The following is a 16,338-nucleotide window of genomic DNA, read 5'->3' on the forward strand; positions in this document are numbered from 1 at the left end:
TTTACTCAATTAAAGAATTTCCCGTGCGCTATTCCCTTCGCCAGTTGGAAGTCTTCCTCGCCTGCGCCCACTACGAGAACGTGAGCCGCGCGGCGGTCAGCCTGAATATGTCCCAGTCCGCCGCCTCCACGGCACTCAAGGAATTCGAGCAGCAGTTCGAGCTGCGCCTGTTCGAACGCACCGGCAAACGCCTGCGCCTGAACGAGTTGGGCCGCCAGCTTTGGCCGCGGGCGGAGGAGTTGCTGGAGCGGGCGCGGGAGCTGGAGCGGACGCTGGCCGCACACCAGGACCTGGGGCGGCTGAAGATCGGCGCCACCCTGACCATCGGCAACTATCTGGCCGCGGGGGTGATGGCCCTTTATATGGAGGAACAACCGGGGGCGCGGGTGGAGCTGGAGGTGGCCAATACCGCGGCCATCGCCGAGCGGGTGCTGAATTTCGAGCTGGACCTGGGGCTGATCGAGGGGGAGCTCAACCATCCGGACCTGGAGATGATCCCCTGGCGCGACGACGAGCTGGTGGTCTTCTGCGCGCCGCAGCATGCCCTGGCGGGGCGCAAACGGCTGAGCGACAAAGACCTGTGCGGAGCCACCTGGATAGTGCGCGAGCCCGGCTCCGGCACCCGCCAGACCTTCGAGCGCGCTCTCGCCGGGCTGCTGCCGCAGTTGCATATACGGCTGGAGCTGCAGCACACCGAGGCGATCAAGCGCGCGGTGGAGGCGGGGCTGGGGATCAGCTGTCTCTCAAGGGTGTCCCTGTCCGACGCGCTGAAGCGCGGCTCGCTGGTGGAGCTGCCGGTGCCGCAGCGGGATTTCTCCCGCGAGTTCTATTTCGCCCTGCACCGGCAGAAGTACCGCAGCGCGGGGATCGAGCGCTGGCTGGAGTTGTGCCGGCAGGCGCCGTGATGATCAGCGCAAGTCCAGTCCAGTGACACCTGGGTTTCGGCCTGCGCCGGAACGACGAAAGTGCGCTGTAAGGACCTTCTCAGCGGTTATCCCTGCTGCTGCCCCGCCCGCCGCGCATCCAGCCTCTGCAGAAATTCCTGGAGAATCAGCCGGTAGAGTTCCCGGCCCAGGTATTTGTCCTCCACGCCGCTGTCGATGGACGGGTTGTCATTCACCTCGATCACATAGCCGCGGCCGGCGGACTCCTTCACATCCACGCCATAGAACCCGTTGCCGATGGGCTTGGTGGCCTTGAGTGCGGCCTGCAGCACGGCTTTCGGCACCTCGAAAGTGGGCAGGGTGGCGAAGCCGCCGCTGGCGTTTTTCTTGTTGCTGTGGTTGTAGATCTGCCAGTGGTTTTTCGCCATGTAGTAGCGGCAGGCGTAGAGCGGCTTGTTGTTCAGCACGCCGATGCGCCAGTCGAATTCCGTATAGAGGTATTCCTGCGCGAGCAGCAGGCTGGACTCGGCGAACAACTCGCCCAGCTTGTCCCGCAGTTCCTCCTCGCTCTTCACTTTGACCACGCCGCGGGAGAAGGAGCCGTCGGGGATTTTAATCACCATCGGCAGGCCCAGTTCTGAAAGCGCCTTCTGCAGGCTGTCCTCGTCGCCGCGGCGCAGAATGCAGGTCCGGGGCGCCGACACCTTGTGGGTGGCAAACAGATCCGCCAGGTAGATCTTGTTGGTGCAGCGCAGGATGCTGGTGGGGTCATCGATCACCACCAGCCCCTCCGCTTCCGCCTTTTTAGCGAAGCGGTAGGTGTGGTGGTCTATCGCGGTGGTCTCGCGGATAAAAAGGGCGTCGAACTCCGGCAGGCGCATATAGTCCGCGGGGGTGATCAGCTCCACCGAGAAGCCCAGCTCGCGCCCGGCGCTGACGAACTTCTTGATCGCACTCTTATCCGAGGGCGGCAACGCCTCTTCCGGGTTGACCAGGATCGCCAGGTCGTAGCGGGTGCTGCCCTGGTTTTTGCGCTGGCGCCACACTTTATTACTGAAGCTGTCCAGGGCCTCGGCGAACAGCGTCTCCTCCGCCTCATTGAGTTCGCGGTGGGAACAGATACGCAGGTCGACGATCTCCCACTGCTGCTGGCAGGCCAGGTGGATCTCCAGCACCGGGCAGGCAAAGCGATCGAACAGCAGGCGCGCCAGGGGTTGCAGCGCCGGTTCCGGGCACTGGCCGAAGTAGGATTTGACCACCAGGGTCTCCCCCGGCACTTCGGGCCGGGGCAGCTTGCCCAACGCCGGCAGCACCCGCGCCAGCTGCAGCTTGTACAGCTGCGGCGCCGCCAGGTCGTTCAGGGTGCGCACGCTGGGCAGTACGTGGTGGCTGCGCGCCTCCGCCAGCAGCGAGCAGTAGTAGCCCTCGCTGCGGTACTCGTAGTTGGCACACAGGTTGATCACCCGCACTCGCTGGTGGCGGCCGGGCAGTTGTAAGTAGTCGGCAAAGGTGATCACTCGCTCGCTGGGATAGTAGGGAGCCCAGTCGGCGGGTTGGTCGATCACAATCAGCACCTGGGACATTCGGAAAGGCGCCTCGGTAAGGGTGAAAAACTGCGCGAAAGATAGAAGAAATTTTGTCCAGCTCCTATCTTTTTTTGCGCCTTTTGCTAATGTAGCTCAGCCGCAGCTTCGCGGTGTTTCCGGCCGCCGGTTGGCGGACTCCCAGATGCCCTCTTCCGACTCTCCGACTTACCAGATTCGCCCCGCCTGCCCGGCGGATGTGCCTGCCCTGCACACGCTGGAACAGGCCTGTTTCAGCAGCGACCGCCTCTCCCGCCGGCGCCTGCGCCATTGGGTGGCGGCGGACAATCGCGTCTTCCTGGTGGCGGAACGGGCCGGGCAGTTGCTCGGCTATGTGCTGGTGCTGCTGCGCCGCGGCACCCGCCTGGCGCGGCTCTACTCCCTGGCGGTGAGTCCGGCCGGGCGCGGCCAGGGAATCGGCGGCGCTCTGCTGTCGGCGGCTGAAGAGGAAAGCAGCCACAGCGGTCGCCTCTTTATGCGCCTGGAGGTGGCCGAGGACAACCACGACGCCATCGCCCTCTACCAGCGGCAGGGCTACCGCACCTTTGGCAGCTATCCCAATTACTACGAAGACGACGCCAATGCGTTGCGCATGCAGAAGCGCATCCGCTACCGCCCGGAGAATCTGCACAGGCTGCAAGTGCCCTGGTACGGCCAGACCACCGATTTCACCTGCGGCCCGGCGGCGGCGATGATGGCGATGGCAGCGCTCCGCCCCGACTACCGGCCCTCGGTCAGCGAGGAGCTGGCCCTTTGGCGCGAGGCCACCACCATCTTTATGACGTCCGGGACCGGCGGCTGCCATCCGATAGGCCTGGCGCTGGCAATGCGCGCACGCGGCTTTCACTGCACCGTCTATCTGAACCAGGGGACGCCGCTGTTCGCCCACGGCGTGCGCTCGGAAAGGAAAAAAACGGTCATTCGGCAGGTGGACGCAGACTTCCGCCGGTCCGCCCACGAGCGGGATATTCCGGTTATCGAGGAGGACTTCACCCAGGACCAGCTACAACAGTGGCTGGAGCAGGGCGCCCTGGCGCTGCTGCTGATCAGCACCTACCGCCTGGACGGCAGGAAGGTACCCCACTGGGTGACCCTGACCGGACTCGACGATGAGTGCCTCTATGTGCACGATCCGGACTACGACGACGAGCAGAATCCCCTCGACAGCCAGTACCTGCCGATCGCGCGGGAGGACTTTGCCAGGATGTCGCTGTTTGGGCGGGAGAGGTTGCGTACTGCGGTGGTGGTGCGAAGGTCCCCCGCCACCGGGGCCTGACTCGAATACCGCCAAGTTAAGGATTCCCATCAGTCCCGCCACTTGCACTTTGGCCCCTCCCCAATTTCTGGTAACTTTGCTCGCGTGCTTGAGCGGAAACAACCTGCCCGCATTTCAATAGCCACAAATCAAATGAACAAATAGCAATCAAATTTGGGGGAATTATGAAAACAGGGAAAGTTGTAGTTTTCTTGGCCGGAACTCTGTTGGGTGCTTCAACGCTGGCACAGGACAATGCCGAGATCATCATCAACCAGAAAGCGGAATACTACGATACCAAGGTAATTGCACCGAATATCGTTCGAGAATGCACCAATCTGGGGTACAAATTTTCCGATTCGACGAAACAATTCCTGGAGAAGTACGGTTTTTCCGCAGCACTGCAGCCCGAGCTGGATCTGAAAACCGAAGGCTTCAATCTCAAATTGAGTATCCTCAACGCTGTCAGCTCCGGCAATGCCTGGACCGGTCACCGCAAGTCGGTAACCGTTGAGGCCGAACTTTATAGGGACGGCGAACTGATCGACTCTTTTCAAAATGCCAGAAACTCCAGTGGTGGCTTTGGTGGCGGCTTTAAAGGGTCATGCCAGGTATTGGAGCGCTGCGTGCACACGCTTGGAAATGACGTCGCCAAGTGGATCAAGAACAAGCACCAGGGTTAAATCGACCTCCGAAATCACATCAACTCTTTGTTTAATTGAAACTTGAGGAATTCTTATGCGTTCAGTTATACATGGGCTTTTTATCGCCCTGTTTACACTAGTTCTGGCCGGCTGTACCAGTCACTCGGTAATGAATATCAACGACAGCCCGGTACCCAATCGCCTGAACGGGGTGCCGCAAACCGCGGAAACTGTCAGACAGGGCATTCTCGCCGGCTGCGTGGACAAGGGCTGGAACTGCCGCGAAATCAGCCCCGGCCTGATCGAAGCCTCAATCAAGGTGCGCAATCACCGGGCCACCACTGAAATCTCTTACAACAAGAACAGCTACAACATTCTCTACAAGAACAGCTCCATGCTGGACTACAACGAGAGAAACAACACCATTCACCGGAACTACAACCGCTGGATCAGCTACCTTGATAACGCTATCCACAAGCGGCTGGCCTTGTAGTAAGCCAGCCCACACTTCCATCCGGCAGCGCTTCTGCCGGATGTTCGTTGGCGGATGCCGACTGGTATAGCAACAGCAGAACCAACACATTCAGAACTTGTTTAGCCTACTCTCCTCGATTCAGTCGATGGGCACACTTCGCTTTGCCCATCCTACGATCTTTCCCTGTAGGAGCCTGCTTGCAAGGCCAAGCCGCGCGTATACAAAGCATCGCTTTGTGCGCGGATTGGCGCTCCGCCATGGATGGCGGAGCCGGGGCTTGATCGAACACTGTACGCTTGCGCCAAGGACGGCACTCGCGATTGGCTACCCGCACAGTTCGCTTGCAAGCAAGCTCCTACAAAAGAAGCCCCGGCATCAGGCTCTTCGCATCATGGTCATCGCTCAACTTGGTGCCATCCAGGACTGACCTGTCTTTCTATCCTCCTCCGCCGCCAGCCTATCCAGGCAAGTTAAAAAATGTCAAACTGCGCTAGCGCTTTTCACCATAAAGGGAGATAACAATATGTTGCGCTTGGTTAAACTTGTACTTGCCGCCAGCTCCATCTGGCTGGCCGCCTGTGCCGGCAATCCGATGCTTGTCAGCACCAACCAGACTGTCACCGCTCCGAATCCGGACAAAGCACAAGTTGTTTTTATGCGCTCGTCTTTCGTCGGTTCAGCAATCAACGCTTCGCTGTTTGAAGTCAAAGGCGATAAGAACGAATTTATCGGCATCATAGCCAATGGCACCAAGATCTCACATGAAGTGGAGCCCGGCGAACATACTTTTATGGTGGTTTCCGAGGCCGCCGACTTTATGAAGGCCGACGTGGAAGCGGGTAAAACCTATTATGCGATGGTAACCCCGCGCATGGGCGCCTGGAAGGCGCGCTTCAGCTTCCAACCGATCAAGAAGAACGCGGACAGCAGCTTCAGCACTTCTTCAAAGGATTTCGACGATTGGGCAACCAGTACCAAATTGGTAGAGAACTCCGAGACTTCACTGCTGTGGGCCGAAAACAACGCTGCGAGTATTGAATCCAAGAAAGATGCCTATCTCACCAAATGGCTTTCCAAAGATCCAGAGGAAATCGCACGGCAGACTTTGGAAACCTCTGACGGACTCTGATGTTGCTCGGCAGGTGCCGGTAACTGTGTTTATTAAGCTGGATTAGCTACCTGTATGACGCTATCCACAAACGGCTGGCCCTGTAAGTAAGCGTAATCCACACTTCCATCCGGCGGCCTGGTTGCCGGATGGCCCACTTCGCCCCTTCTACTTTTCAACCCGCCGCATCCGGCTCAGCAGCGAAAAAAATTCGCCAGAAGAGTTTTCCCGGGGAAAAGGCCTGTCCGGCACCGGTCTCCCGAGAAACCCACACAGCGGGCCCCAACCGTCACTGACACTGAAGCGCAACAGCCGATCCGCGGGTACCATTTTAACAATATTTTCCAAATGGACCCGATAGAGGCGATAGACAGACTCTCGATCAAATTCTCCCGCGAAAGTCCTGTTGCCGATCACCTCTCTGGCCAACTGCACGAATTCAGGCCTCGCCTTTTCGGGTATCAATTCCGCCCAGCGCAATGCTGGGAAAACGGTATCTGAGACGCTCCGGTACCAGCTCTCAAAATCCCGCTCGGTAACAATCACCCTGACCTCCGGAGCCCACTCCAGAATCTCTTCGGGGAAAACACACACAGGCCAGTCCACCGCCGATGCGAAGCCACTGAGCAGGCGCGACCAGTTTATCCGCTTCGCATGGAACTCCTTCAGCCATGCGCGACAGCGCTCCGTATCCGCAGCGAAGTTGCTCATATGCAAGCAGGGACCAAAACCGAGCTCTTCCAGCGCCCGCTGTAGGGAAAGGGTGCCGGTGCGGCCAAAGCTCGCACCGATAATCTGAATATTCAAGATAGCCAGTTTATTGTTCTAAAAATTCAGCCAGATCAAAATACTGCCTGTATCGAAAGCATGAGTTTTGACTGAAATTGTTGGATCCGACACGGCCATTAGTATCAATAGTTGTGCCCTTTCGCATCAAGCGCTTATTGATCCTTGGACTTCAGTGCCTGCAGGGTTTCAGCGGAACATCTTTGATCGTCCTTCTGCGTCAGGTCGTAGCAGGGATAAGCAAATCCCATCGGCCAATAGATGGCGCCGGCCGGCGGCCAGAAAATGGACGCGGGTCGAAAGCTGGACCGCAACCTGCCCTCCTGAACAACTTCTCCATTCTGTTCGATCTTGTATGGAATGCCGCCGGCGGAAGACCAGGACAGCGGTGTCCGTGTCACCTTGCCCTCAACGAAGGGTTCTTCGGTTCCCCGCTTGATTTTCAGTACCGAATCTTCCGGTAGCTTGAGATAGGTTGAAGTTGAGCAGCCGGCGAGAACAAGAGATGCTGCGGCAAATGCAATTAGCCTTTTCATTATTGGTTTTTCCTTATTTCTTGGATCAGGTGAAATAAAAGCATCGCGGCAAGTCACCTTGCAGAACCGCGACCATTTCTGAAAATCAGAAATTCAGTCCTACATTGACCACAAAAGGCATATCAATACCGTCGTTGTCACTGAAGATATTGGCATTGGAAAAGTGCTTCCAGGACACCATCAGCACCAAATCCTCCCTGCCCTGCCAGTCGATACGCGCGGCGTAGCCCACCTGGGCCTGGAAGGCGAAGTGGTTGTCCTGGTGGCGGTCGCCGAGCTGGTTGCTGCTGATATAGCTGGGGCCCAGGGCGCGCACAAAAAAGTACGGCTGGCCCCAGCTCTGCCGGCGCGGGTAGAGATTCAGCTGGGGGTAAATGGAAATCGCGTAGAAGGAGCGGTGCTCGTCCGTATCGGTTTCCACCTTGGTGTAGCTCACCCCCAGGTGGATATGCTGGCGGTGGCTCTTTTCGAATTTTTTGAAGGAGTAGTCGATGCCGTAGGTGCGGTTGCGCTGGTCGGAGTCCGGCTGCGGGCCGCCGCCGGCGCTGAGCAGCAGTTCGTTGGCGGATGCCGATTGGCACAGCAACAGCAGGGCCAACACAATCAGAACTTGTTTCACCGCTTTCTCCTCGATTCAATTGATGGGCACGCTTCGCTTTGCCCATCCTACAATCTTTCCCTGTAGGAGCCTGCTTGCAGGGCCAAGCCGCGCGTATACAAAGCATCGCTTTGTGCGCGGATTGGCGCTCCGCCATGGATGGCGGAGCCGGGGCTTGATCGAACACTGTAAGGTTGCGCCAAGGACGGCAACTCCCGATTGGCTACCCGCACAGTTCGCTTGCAAGCAAGCTCCTACAAAGAGGTTCTAGCAAACCGCGAAGGCCCTGATGATTTATTCCTTAAACCCGCCGCTTAAAGATCAACGAAGTGTTGATGCCGCCAAAAGCAAAGTTATTGCTCATCACATACTCGGTATCGATCGCGCGGCCATCGCCCTGGATGTAGTCCAGCTCGGCGCAGTCCGGATCGATGTTTTCCAGGTTGATGGTGGGGTGGAACCAGCATTCGCGCATCATCTGGATACTGGCCCAGGACTCCAGTGCGCCGCAGGCGCCCAGGGTGTGGCCGGTGTAGCTTTTCATCGAACTGATCGGCACGGCGCGACCGAAGGCGTTCAGGGTGGCGTGGCTCTCGGCCACGTCGCCGCGGTCGGTGGCGGTGCCGTGGGCGCTGACATAGCCGATGGCTTGCGCATCGATGCCCGCCTGGGCGATAGCCTGTTCCAGGGCCACCTGCATGGTGGGCGACTGGGGCTGGGTGACGTGGCTGCCGTCAGAGTTGGTGCCGAAGCCGACAATCTCCGCATAAATCCGCGCGCCGCGAGCTACCGCCTGCTCGTACTCCTCCAGCACCAGGGTGCAGGCGCCCTCGCCGATCACCAGACCGTCGCGCTCGCGATCGAAGGGGCGCGGGGTGACGCCCGGCGTTTCGTTTTTGGTGGAAGTGGCGAAGAGGGTGTCGAACACCGCCGCCTCGGTTGCGCAAAGTTCCTCGGCGCCTCCGGCGACCATCACCGTCTGGCTGCCGTTGCGGATCGCCTCGTAGGCATAGCCGATGCCCTGGCTGCCGGAGGTGCAGGCGGAACTGGTGGTGTAGACGCGCCCGCACAGGCCGAAAAATACACCGATATTCACCGCGGTGGTGTGCGACATCATTTTGATATAGCTGGTGGCGTTGAGGCCGTCGGTGCGGTGGTTGATCAGCATATTGCCGAAGTCGCCGATCGCCGCCGGGGTGCCCGCGGAGGAGCCGTAGGCCACACCGGCGGCACCGCTTTTCAGGATCGGGTCGTCCAGCAGGCCAGCCTCCTCCAGCGCCAGCTCGGTGGCGCGCACCGCCATCAGCGAGACCCGGCCCATGCTGCGCACCCGCTTGCGGGTGTAGTGCGCGGGTTTTTCGAAATCCACCACCGGCGCGCCCAGGCGCGTCTCCAATCCCTCGTATTTGTCCCAGTCATCCATATACACCACGCCGGAACGGCGCATTTGCAAGGATTCCCTGACCTGCTGCCAACCCTGGCCGATGGGGGAAATGCCGGCCATGCCGGTTACTACCACGCGTTTCATCAGTAGAGACCACCGTTTACGGAAATTACCTGGCGGGTGATATAGCCGGCCCGCTCGTGCATCAGGAAGGCCACCGTCGCAGCCACCTCCTCAGGTTTGCCCAGGCGGCGGGCGGGAACCATTTTCAGGATTTCATCCACCGGCAGATCCTCGTTCACCATTTCGGTATCGATCAGCCCGGGGGCCACACAATTGACGGTGATCTGGCGCTTGGCCAGCTCCAGTGCCAGCGCCTTGCTGGCGCCGATCAACCCGGCCTTGGACGCGGAGTAATTTACCTGGCCGCGGTTGCCGGCAAGCCCGGAGACCGAGGTCATCACCACGATGCGCCCCGGCGCCTTGCGCCGCACCATGGGCATGGTGAGCGGGTGCAGCACATTGTAGAAACCGTCCAGGTTGGTGTGCACCACCCGGTCCCAATCCTCCTCGGGCATCGCCGGGAAGGCGTTGTCGGCGGTGAGACCCGCGTTGCACACCACCCCGTAATAGGCGCCGTGCGCTTCCACATCGTTTGTCAGCGCTTCGCGCGCGCCGCTGCGATCGAGGATATCGAACTGCAGGATTCTCGCTTCCCGCCCCACTTCGGTGATCTCTTTCGCCACGGCTTCCGCCTGCTCCCGGCGGCTGCGGCAGTGCAGCACGATGTTGTAGCCGTCGTGCGCCAGCTGCAGCGCAATGGCGCGGCCGATTCCCCGGCTGGAGCCGGTGACCAAAATCCACTCGGACATTTATTTTTTTCCCTTCAGATATTCTTCGATATTTTCCGGTTGAAACACATTCAGGCGCGCGCTCTGCTCCACGCCTTCGCCACTGATGCGGCACTCGAAGGTGGCCATGCCATTCTCCGCCTGCAGCAGCCGCTCCACGTCGACAGTCAGCTGGTCGCCGCAGCGGAAGCTGTCGATATTGCTGAGAAACTTGCGCGTACCCAGCAGGAAGCCCAGGCGCACCTCCTCCCCCACCTGTTTCGCCCAGTAACCGGAGAAGGCGGCCACCGCCTGCGCCATATATTCGATGCCCACATAGGCCGGCACCCGGCCTTCACGATCGAAGATCCCGTCCTTGCGCACGCGCAGCGTTGCCGTGAGGGTTTCCTCACCCACGCCGACCACTTCGTCCAGCAGCGCCATATCGCCACTGTGCGGTACCAGTTCTTCCGCCGGGTAGTTTTGCACTACTGCTCCCCCTGCAAACCGAGAATGACCGAGCAGTTGCTGCCGCCGAAGGCGAAGGAATTGCTCATGGTGTAGCGCAGCGATCGCTGCGCCGGCTCTTCGCCGATATACAATTTTACCGGCTGCAGCTCCGCATCGTAATCGCCATTGAAGCGGTGGGGCGGCAGCCGGCCCTCGTCCAACGCCAGCCAACAGAATGCGGCCTCCAGCGCGCCGGCGGCACCCAGGGTGTGGCCGGTCAGCGGCTTGGTGGAGGAGCAGTGGACGCCCGAGCCCAGCACCGCATTCACCGCGCGTGCCTCCATGGCGTCGTTCTGCGGCGTTCCGGTGCCATGCAGGTTCAGGTAATCGATATCTGTCGCGGCCAGATTTGCATCCGCCAGCGCACTGCGCATCGCGGCCTCGGCACCGCGGCCGCCCGGCTCCGGCGCCGACATATGGTGGGCATCGGAACTGGCGGCCACGCCGCACAGGCGGATTTTCCCGGGCTGCCGGCTCAATACAAACAGCGCTCCGGCCTCGCCCAGGTTGATGCCGTCGCGGGCGCCGCTGAACGGCTGTGTCAGCCCGCCGCTCAATGCGCTCAGGGAGTGGAATCCCTTTATCGTCATACCGCAAAAGGTATCCACCCCGCCGACCACCACCGCATCGCAGATATTTCCGGCCAGCAGCCGCCGCGCGCTGGCGAAGGCATTGGCGCTGGAGGAGCAGGCGGTGGATACGGTGATTCGCGGCCCCTCGATGTGCAGGTAACCGGCGACGAACTCCGCCAGCCCCGCCATCTGCTGCTGGTAGCGGTAGCTGTATTCGGTTTCCTCCCCGCCACCCACCCGCGCCTCGCCGCTGGCAATACCGGAAGTGGAAGTACCCATCACCACGCCCAGGCGGGCAGCGCCAAAGGATTCCCGCAATTCGGCGACAGCCGGCACTATCTGTTCCGCCACCAGTGCGGCGACGCGGTTGTTGCGGCAATCGAAATGGCGCAGGTGCGCGGGCAGCTCCGGCAGGCTTTCCCGGATGGCGCCGAAGCGCCCCTGGTGTCCGTCCAGCCAGGGGGAGCCGGGGCGCATAGCCGAGGTGTCACCGGCGAACAGGCGCCGGGCGACTTCCCGCCGATCGCTGCCCAGGGCGCAGGCGAGCCCCAGTTGGTTGAGAAAATACTGGCTCATAGGCATCTACAAATTTTTGATATTCAGCGAATAACCCAGCACTTTCTGGTCCAGTTGCACCCGGGCCCGCCAGATATCGTCGCTGCTGTAAGTCACTTCGGTGAACAGCTCACCGCGAAAAAACAGTTGCCGCCTGCGCTTGCCGCCGTCGCGCTCCTCGCGCAGGCTCCACTGCACCGGCAGCGCATCCCGCAGGCTCTGCAGCGGCCAGTACACCAGTTGCATATCCGCGAGCAGCGCCTCCGGCGGAATGCTCTTGCCGCCCAGATACTGCTCCGCCCGCACTTCGTGTCCGTCGTAGCAGATATCCAGCAACCCGACGCCCTCCGGGGTGAGCAAGGAAATCTTCACCAGCTCCGGCCCCAGCAGCGACGCGCCCATCAGATCCTTTTGCTCGCCACGGTACTGCACGGCGATATGCTGCACCAGCTGGCGGCTATCACCGGGCAACAGAGGGGCCAGCGGTCGCATCTGCGCCGGACCCTTTCCGGCGCTGCTGCAGCCGGTGAACAGAACCAGAATTGTTGCGAGAATCAGCTGGCCGCGCATATTTCCGCCAGGGTATTCAGCCGGCGCTCCGCCCCGGCCACGTAGGGATTGTTTTTGTCCCAGGCGTAGCCGGCGAGAATGGAGCAGATCATGCGTTTGATTTCCGTCTGCCCGGTGCGATGGAAAATCACGTCCTGGAAGCGGCCGTCGTACCAGGCGGTGACATAGGTCTTGAATACATCCACACCGTGTTTCAGCGGCTCGGCGAACTCTGCCTGCCAATCCACGCTCTCGCCACCCAGCTGGCGGTGCAGGCAGTCGCTGGCGAGCTGAGCGGATTTCATGGCGATGGTCACGCCGGAGGAAAACACCGGGTCGAGAAATTCCCCGGCGTTGCCCAGCAGCGCGAAGCCGGGCCCGGTGAGGGAGGTCACATCGCTGGCGTAGCCGGAAATTTTTTGCACCGGGGTATCGAACTCGGCGTCGCGCAGGGTTTTCGACAGTTCCGGTGCCTCCTCCACCGCGCGGCGCAATATCTGCTCCGGGCTGTCACCCAACACGGAAATTTTGCGACTGTCGCCCACCACACCGAGGGACGCGCGGCCGCCGGAAAACGGTATCAGCCAGTACCAGATATCCCGCTGCTGCGGGTGCACGGTGATCAGGATCTTGTTGCGGTCAAACTGGGCATCGCTGATATTGTCCTGCACGTGGGTGAACACGGATTCCCGCGCGGGAAAATCCGACGGCCTGTCCAGTTTCAACAATCGCGGTAGCACACGGCCGAAGCCGCTGGCGTCGAGGACGAAGCGCCCGCGAAAAATCACTTCTTCACCGTCGCATTCCGCCAGCAGGCGCACGCCCTCTTCGTTGATGTCCGCCTCGCGGATGCTGTGACGATAATGGATTTCCGCTCCCTGCCTCTCCGCCTCGTCGGCGAGAATCTTGTCGAAGGCGGCCCGCTGCACCTGGAAAGTGGTGCCGTGACCGGGGGAGAATTTGTCGTTAAAGTCAAAGGCGGTGCGCTCACCGTCCCTCTCGAAAGCGGCGCCGTTCTTGAACTGGAAGCCGGCACTTTTCACCGCCTCCAGCATATCCGCCCGCTCCAGGAATTCCATGCACTGGGGTAGCAGGCTCTCGCCGATGGAAAAGCGCGGAAATTCCTGCCGCTCCACCACCGAGACCTTCCAGCCACGCTGCACCAGGAGCGCACTGGCGACGGCACCCGCGGGGCCCGCGCCGATCACTACCACATCCGATACCACTTCTTTCATCGGTCAAGCCTCTTTTCGCTCTCGCAAAAAAACAGTGCCGCCAGCAATAGAGTCAGTCCAGTGCCTACGGCGAGAGTAAATCCAAAATCGGCAATCGCCGGTGTCTGCGACAGGGCCAGCAGCCCGAAACCCAGCAGCGTGGTGGCCCCGGCCATCGCGATGGCCAGCAGGGTGTAGCTTTTTTCCCGCTGCCGGCTGAGGTGGCTGAATACCGCGTAGTCCACACCGATCCCAAAAATCAGCAGCAGCGCCGCCACGTGAAACAGGCTCACCCCGGCGCCGCTTATCGTCACCGCCGCCATCGAGCCCGCCAGGGCGGCCACCGGCAGGCCCACAATACTCAATGCGCGGACAAAACCGGCACGCAGTGCAATCACCAGGTAGGCGATTGCGATCACCAGCGGCAGCAGCTTGAGCAGCAGGTCCCGCTGTTGGGACATCACCCGTGAAATTGTCCGCGGCGGGTCCACCAGTATCGCGCCCTCCGCGACCACATTCTCCAAAACCGCATCGTCAGCCACTGCGTACAGGCGCACTATCGAGGCGCAGCCATGGTCGCCGCAGCCCAGCCACAGGTCCCGGTATTCGGGGCCGGCCACCCGCAGCCAGTCCCCCAGGGAAATTTCCCGGAATGGCTGTTGCAGCCCGGCGGTCAGATCCCGGGCCTCCGAAGAGGAATAACCCAGTTGGGTGTAAAAACCCTGTACGGATTCGCCGGCGTAGAGCTGATTGAGACGGGTCCAGTCAGCGCGCTGGATTTCCTCTGGTGGCAACCTTTCACTCAGCGCCTGGTAACGCTGAAGCTGTCCTTTTTGCACCAGCGGCCGAAGCTTGTCGGTCAACCGCCATTCGCGGCGCAGTACCTGATCCCGGTCCCGCCCCTGCACCAGGAAATAACTGGATTCCGGGCGCGACGGCAGAAGCCGGTTGAGCGCGCGCTCGTCCCCGGCGAGAAACTCCGGCGCGCGGTAAAACAGGCGCAAATCGTCGGCAAAACGTATCTGCCCCACCGCTGCCCCCCCGGCCAGCAGCAGCGCGACCAGCGCTCCGCCGTACCAGCGCCGCGACAGTCGCGGCAGGTATTTCAGTAGTGCGACCGGCTTTTGCCGCAGGCGCAGCAGTGCGGGAAACAGCAGAATCACCGTGAGCCAGGCGCCGAGCAGGCCGAAGCCGACGAAGAGCCCCATCTGCCGCAGCAGCGGGAAGGGTGTCAGCGCCAGGGCGAAAAAAGCCAGGCAGCTGGACAACAGCCCCAGCAGCAGGCCGGGCAGCACATCGCCGTCCCGGGCCGGCCCCGGGCGCAGGCGGTTACAGATAAAGTGGAATGCGTAGTCGATGGCCAGCCCGGTCACCGTGGTGCCGAACACAAAGGCGAGGATATGTATCTGCCCCAACAGCGCGATCACCGCGGCGGTGCCACTGGAAATACCGCAGCCGATAGCGAACACCGAAAGCAACAGCGGGCGTGCCGAACGGAACACCCACAGGGAGAGCAGGCAGATGGCCGCCAGGGAGAGGCCGCCGATCAGGCGGATTTCCCGCTGCGCGCCGGCGGCAGCGTACTCGGTATGCAGCGGCGCGCCCGCCACCCGCAGCTCAAATCCCCGCTCCTCCGCCCAGGAGTTCAATTCCGTTCGCAGGTCCAGCAGCGGTGTACGGATTTTTCCATTCAACTGCGCCGGCTTTGCGGTGGCGCGGACCAGGGTGAATTCGCGCTCGCCGCTGCGCTGCACCGGTATCTCCCGGTACACGCTGGCATCAACGGCGACGTCGGCGACAAAATAGTGGCGGAATACCGCCAGCGGGTCCCGCTCCAGGTCCAGGCTGCCGCCCGCCTCGGGACCGTAGATGGCCGCCAGCTGCCTCTGCACCAATTGGTCCGGGGACTCCGCCAGCAGGCTGCGGTCGCCGCGGGACAACAGCTGCTGGCGCGCGGGAAACAGCAGCGCCCACTCCTCCCGGTAGCGCTCGCCGCGGGCCCAGCGGTATTCCAGTTTTTCGATTGCCGCGGAGGCCTGGAGCTTTTGCGCCAGTATTTCGGTGGATTCCGCCAACCGCTCGCTATCGCCAGCGGGAGCGACCAGCATCCACAGCAGTTCCCGCTGCAGCTGGCCGTTCAGCTTTTTCTGCGCCGCCGCCACCGCGGGCGATGCCGACATGTCTCCGGCGAGGGCGAGAATATCGGTTTGCAGCCAGCCGGACTGATAGCGGGAGCCCGCGCCCAGGGCGAAGGCGGCCGCGATCAGTAGCCAGATTACAAACCGGTATTTCATATTCTTATTCTTGTGGTTCGCTGGCAAATTCCGCAGCGAATTTCGGGTCCTGTTCATCCACGGCCTGCAATCCGATCAGGCGCATTTCGGTAATCGCCTGGTTCGTCTCGGCCAGGCGGAGTTTTTCGATATCGCCGTTGCCGGAGACTTCGATGGATTGCACAAATCCGGCAAGCGCGTCCCCTTTGGGAATCAAAGTCACCTGCCAACCGCTTTCCAGCAACTGAGCATCCACCTGGAAAAGCTCTTCCAGCGCGGCGAAATTTCCGCGGAAGATCTGCATTAGCGGATAGGCGATCTGCTTGGCCATAGGGTCCCGCCCTTCCCCGTCGAAAATCCGGTGGGACCCGATAGGCTCCAGTACCCGCCAGCTGACCCCGCGATCCTCCGACAGCGCCACCACGCCGTTGGACAACAGCGGCCGCGGTAACTGGGGGAGTGTTTTTTTCTGTTCGAAACGGCCGAGCATATTGGGGGACTTTTGCAGCCGGGCTTCTATCTGCTCCAGCGTCGGGCGGTCGATGGCCTGTACCGGTGCGGACAAAAGAACAAAAAGCGTCT

General features: G+C 61.1%; 17 protein-coding genes. 5 read left to right on the forward strand and 12 right to left on the reverse strand.

Annotated elements, in window-relative coordinates:
- The first annotated feature begins 23 nt into the window (after positions 1-23).
- Positions 24-905, forward strand: a complete 882-nt coding sequence (locus PP263_RS14940) for a LysR family transcriptional regulator (protein ID WP_183462490.1) — start codon at positions 24-26, stop codon at positions 903-905.
- A gap of 86 nt (positions 906-991) precedes the next feature.
- Here the strand turns inward: PP263_RS14940 and PP263_RS14945 are convergent, their stop codons facing one another.
- Positions 992-2,467 (reverse strand): RimK family protein, encoded by a 1,476-nt coding sequence (locus tag PP263_RS14945; protein ID WP_308364425.1) that lies wholly within the window; start codon positions 2,465-2,467, stop codon positions 992-994.
- Between the two features lie 145 nt (positions 2,468-2,612).
- Here PP263_RS14945 and PP263_RS14950 point away from each other — a divergent pair, with 145 nt between their 5' ends.
- The 4 genes from PP263_RS14950 to PP263_RS14965 all read left to right on the forward strand — a co-directional run bounded on the left by PP263_RS14950 (position 2,613) and on the right by PP263_RS14965 (position 5,970).
- The gene (locus PP263_RS14950; protein ID WP_308364428.1) at positions 2,613-3,743 is read left to right on the forward strand and encodes a GNAT family N-acetyltransferase/peptidase C39 family protein; all 1,131 of its coding nucleotides are present in this window, start codon (positions 2,613-2,615) and stop codon (positions 3,741-3,743) included.
- A 164-nt stretch (positions 3,744-3,907) separates the two neighbouring features.
- Entirely contained in the window at positions 3,908-4,405 is a 498-nt protein-coding gene (locus PP263_RS14955; RefSeq protein WP_308364430.1) for a hypothetical protein, read from the forward strand.
- Between the two features lie 55 nt (positions 4,406-4,460).
- Positions 4,461-4,859 carry a hypothetical protein gene (locus tag PP263_RS14960; RefSeq protein WP_308364431.1) on the forward strand — a complete coding sequence of 133 codons (399 nt, stop codon included), beginning with the start codon at positions 4,461-4,463 and terminating at the stop codon, positions 4,857-4,859.
- A gap of 505 nt (positions 4,860-5,364) precedes the next feature.
- Positions 5,365-5,970: a hypothetical protein gene (locus PP263_RS14965; protein WP_308364432.1), complete on the forward strand. Its 606-nt coding sequence runs from the start codon at positions 5,365-5,367 to the stop codon at positions 5,968-5,970.
- Positions 5,971-6,117: 147 nt separating this feature from the next.
- Here PP263_RS14965 and PP263_RS14970 read toward each other — a convergent pair whose 3' ends face one another.
- The 11 genes from PP263_RS14970 to PP263_RS15020 all read right to left on the reverse strand — a co-directional run bounded on the left by PP263_RS14970 (position 6,118) and on the right by PP263_RS15020 (position 16,321).
- The gene (locus tag PP263_RS14970; protein ID WP_308364433.1) at positions 6,118-6,756 is read right to left on the reverse strand and encodes a sulfotransferase; all 639 of its coding nucleotides are present in this window, start codon (positions 6,754-6,756) and stop codon (positions 6,118-6,120) included.
- Between the two features lie 134 nt (positions 6,757-6,890).
- Entirely contained in the window at positions 6,891-7,271 is a 381-nt protein-coding gene (locus PP263_RS14975) for a hypothetical protein (protein ID WP_308364434.1), read from the reverse strand.
- Between the two features lie 85 nt (positions 7,272-7,356).
- Complete coding sequence (locus PP263_RS14980; protein ID WP_308364435.1) at positions 7,357-7,890, reverse strand: acyloxyacyl hydrolase; 534 nt, start codon at positions 7,888-7,890, stop codon at positions 7,357-7,359.
- A gap of 280 nt (positions 7,891-8,170) precedes the next feature.
- The gene (locus PP263_RS14985; RefSeq protein WP_308364436.1) at positions 8,171-9,397 is read right to left on the reverse strand and encodes a beta-ketoacyl-ACP synthase; all 1,227 of its coding nucleotides are present in this window, start codon (positions 9,395-9,397) and stop codon (positions 8,171-8,173) included.
- Entirely contained in the window at positions 9,397-10,125 is a 729-nt protein-coding gene (gene fabG / locus PP263_RS14990; RefSeq protein ID WP_308364437.1) for a 3-oxoacyl-ACP reductase FabG, read from the reverse strand. The genes PP263_RS14985 and fabG overlap by 1 nt, the downstream gene beginning before the upstream one ends.
- Positions 10,126-10,572: a hotdog family protein gene (locus PP263_RS14995; RefSeq protein WP_308364439.1), complete on the reverse strand. Its 447-nt coding sequence runs from the start codon at positions 10,570-10,572 to the stop codon at positions 10,126-10,128.
- Positions 10,572-11,741: a beta-ketoacyl-ACP synthase gene (locus PP263_RS15000; RefSeq protein ID WP_308364440.1), complete on the reverse strand. Its 1,170-nt coding sequence runs from the start codon at positions 11,739-11,741 to the stop codon at positions 10,572-10,574. The genes PP263_RS14995 and PP263_RS15000 overlap by 1 nt, the downstream gene beginning before the upstream one ends.
- Before the next feature lie 6 nt (positions 11,742-11,747).
- A complete protein-coding gene (locus tag PP263_RS15005; protein ID WP_308364442.1) occupies positions 11,748-12,290 on the reverse strand; it encodes a DUF3261 domain-containing protein in 543 nt (180 codons plus the stop codon).
- Positions 12,275-13,504, reverse strand: coding sequence for an NAD(P)/FAD-dependent oxidoreductase (locus PP263_RS15010; protein ID WP_308364443.1), 1,230 nt, complete (start codon positions 13,502-13,504; stop codon positions 12,275-12,277). Before PP263_RS15010 ends, PP263_RS15005 begins: the two co-directional genes overlap by 16 nt.
- Entirely contained in the window at positions 13,501-15,777 is a 2,277-nt protein-coding gene (locus PP263_RS15015) for a hypothetical protein (protein WP_308364445.1), read from the reverse strand. Before PP263_RS15015 ends, PP263_RS15010 begins: the two co-directional genes overlap by 4 nt.
- A 4-nt stretch (positions 15,778-15,781) precedes the next feature.
- The gene (locus PP263_RS15020) at positions 15,782-16,321 is read right to left on the reverse strand and encodes an outer membrane lipoprotein carrier protein LolA (protein ID WP_308364446.1); all 540 of its coding nucleotides are present in this window, start codon (positions 16,319-16,321) and stop codon (positions 15,782-15,784) included.
- Positions 16,322-16,338: the final 17 nt, after the last annotated feature.

Source organism: Microbulbifer sp. TB1203, assembly GCF_030997045.1.
GTDB lineage: Bacteria > Pseudomonadota > Gammaproteobacteria > Pseudomonadales > Cellvibrionaceae > Microbulbifer.

Bases quoted from the DNA above. Each gene is read 5' to 3' on its own strand.
- PP263_RS14985 (WP_308364436.1), bottom strand. From the start codon at position 9,397: ATGAAACGCGTGGTAGTAACCGGCATGGCCGGCATTTCCCCCATCGGC.
- PP263_RS15010 (WP_308364443.1), bottom strand. From the start codon at position 13,504: ATGAAAGAAGTGGTATCGGATGTGGTAGTGATCGGCGCGGGCCCCGCG.
- PP263_RS15015 (WP_308364445.1), bottom strand. From the start codon at position 15,777: ATGAAATACCGGTTTGTAATCTGGCTACTGATCGCGGCCGCCTTCGCC.
- PP263_RS14965 (WP_308364432.1), top strand. From the start codon at position 5,365: ATGTTGCGCTTGGTTAAACTTGTACTTGCCGCCAGCTCCATCTGGCTG.
- PP263_RS14960 (WP_308364431.1), top strand. From the start codon at position 4,461: ATGCGTTCAGTTATACATGGGCTTTTTATCGCCCTGTTTACACTAGTT.
- PP263_RS15005 (WP_308364442.1), bottom strand. From the start codon at position 12,290: ATGCGCGGCCAGCTGATTCTCGCAACAATTCTGGTTCTGTTCACCGGC.
- PP263_RS14950 (WP_308364428.1), top strand. From the start codon at position 2,613: ATGCCCTCTTCCGACTCTCCGACTTACCAGATTCGCCCCGCCTGCCCG.
- PP263_RS14955 (WP_308364430.1), top strand. From the start codon at position 3,908: ATGAAAACAGGGAAAGTTGTAGTTTTCTTGGCCGGAACTCTGTTGGGT.
- fabG (WP_308364437.1), bottom strand. From the start codon at position 10,125: ATGTCCGAGTGGATTTTGGTCACCGGCTCCAGCCGGGGAATCGGCCGC.
- PP263_RS15000 (WP_308364440.1), bottom strand. From the start codon at position 11,741: ATGAGCCAGTATTTTCTCAACCAACTGGGGCTCGCCTGCGCCCTGGGC.
- PP263_RS14945 (WP_308364425.1), bottom strand. From the start codon at position 2,467: ATGTCCCAGGTGCTGATTGTGATCGACCAACCCGCCGACTGGGCTCCC.
- PP263_RS14975 (WP_308364434.1), bottom strand. From the start codon at position 7,271: ATGAAAAGGCTAATTGCATTTGCCGCAGCATCTCTTGTTCTCGCCGGC.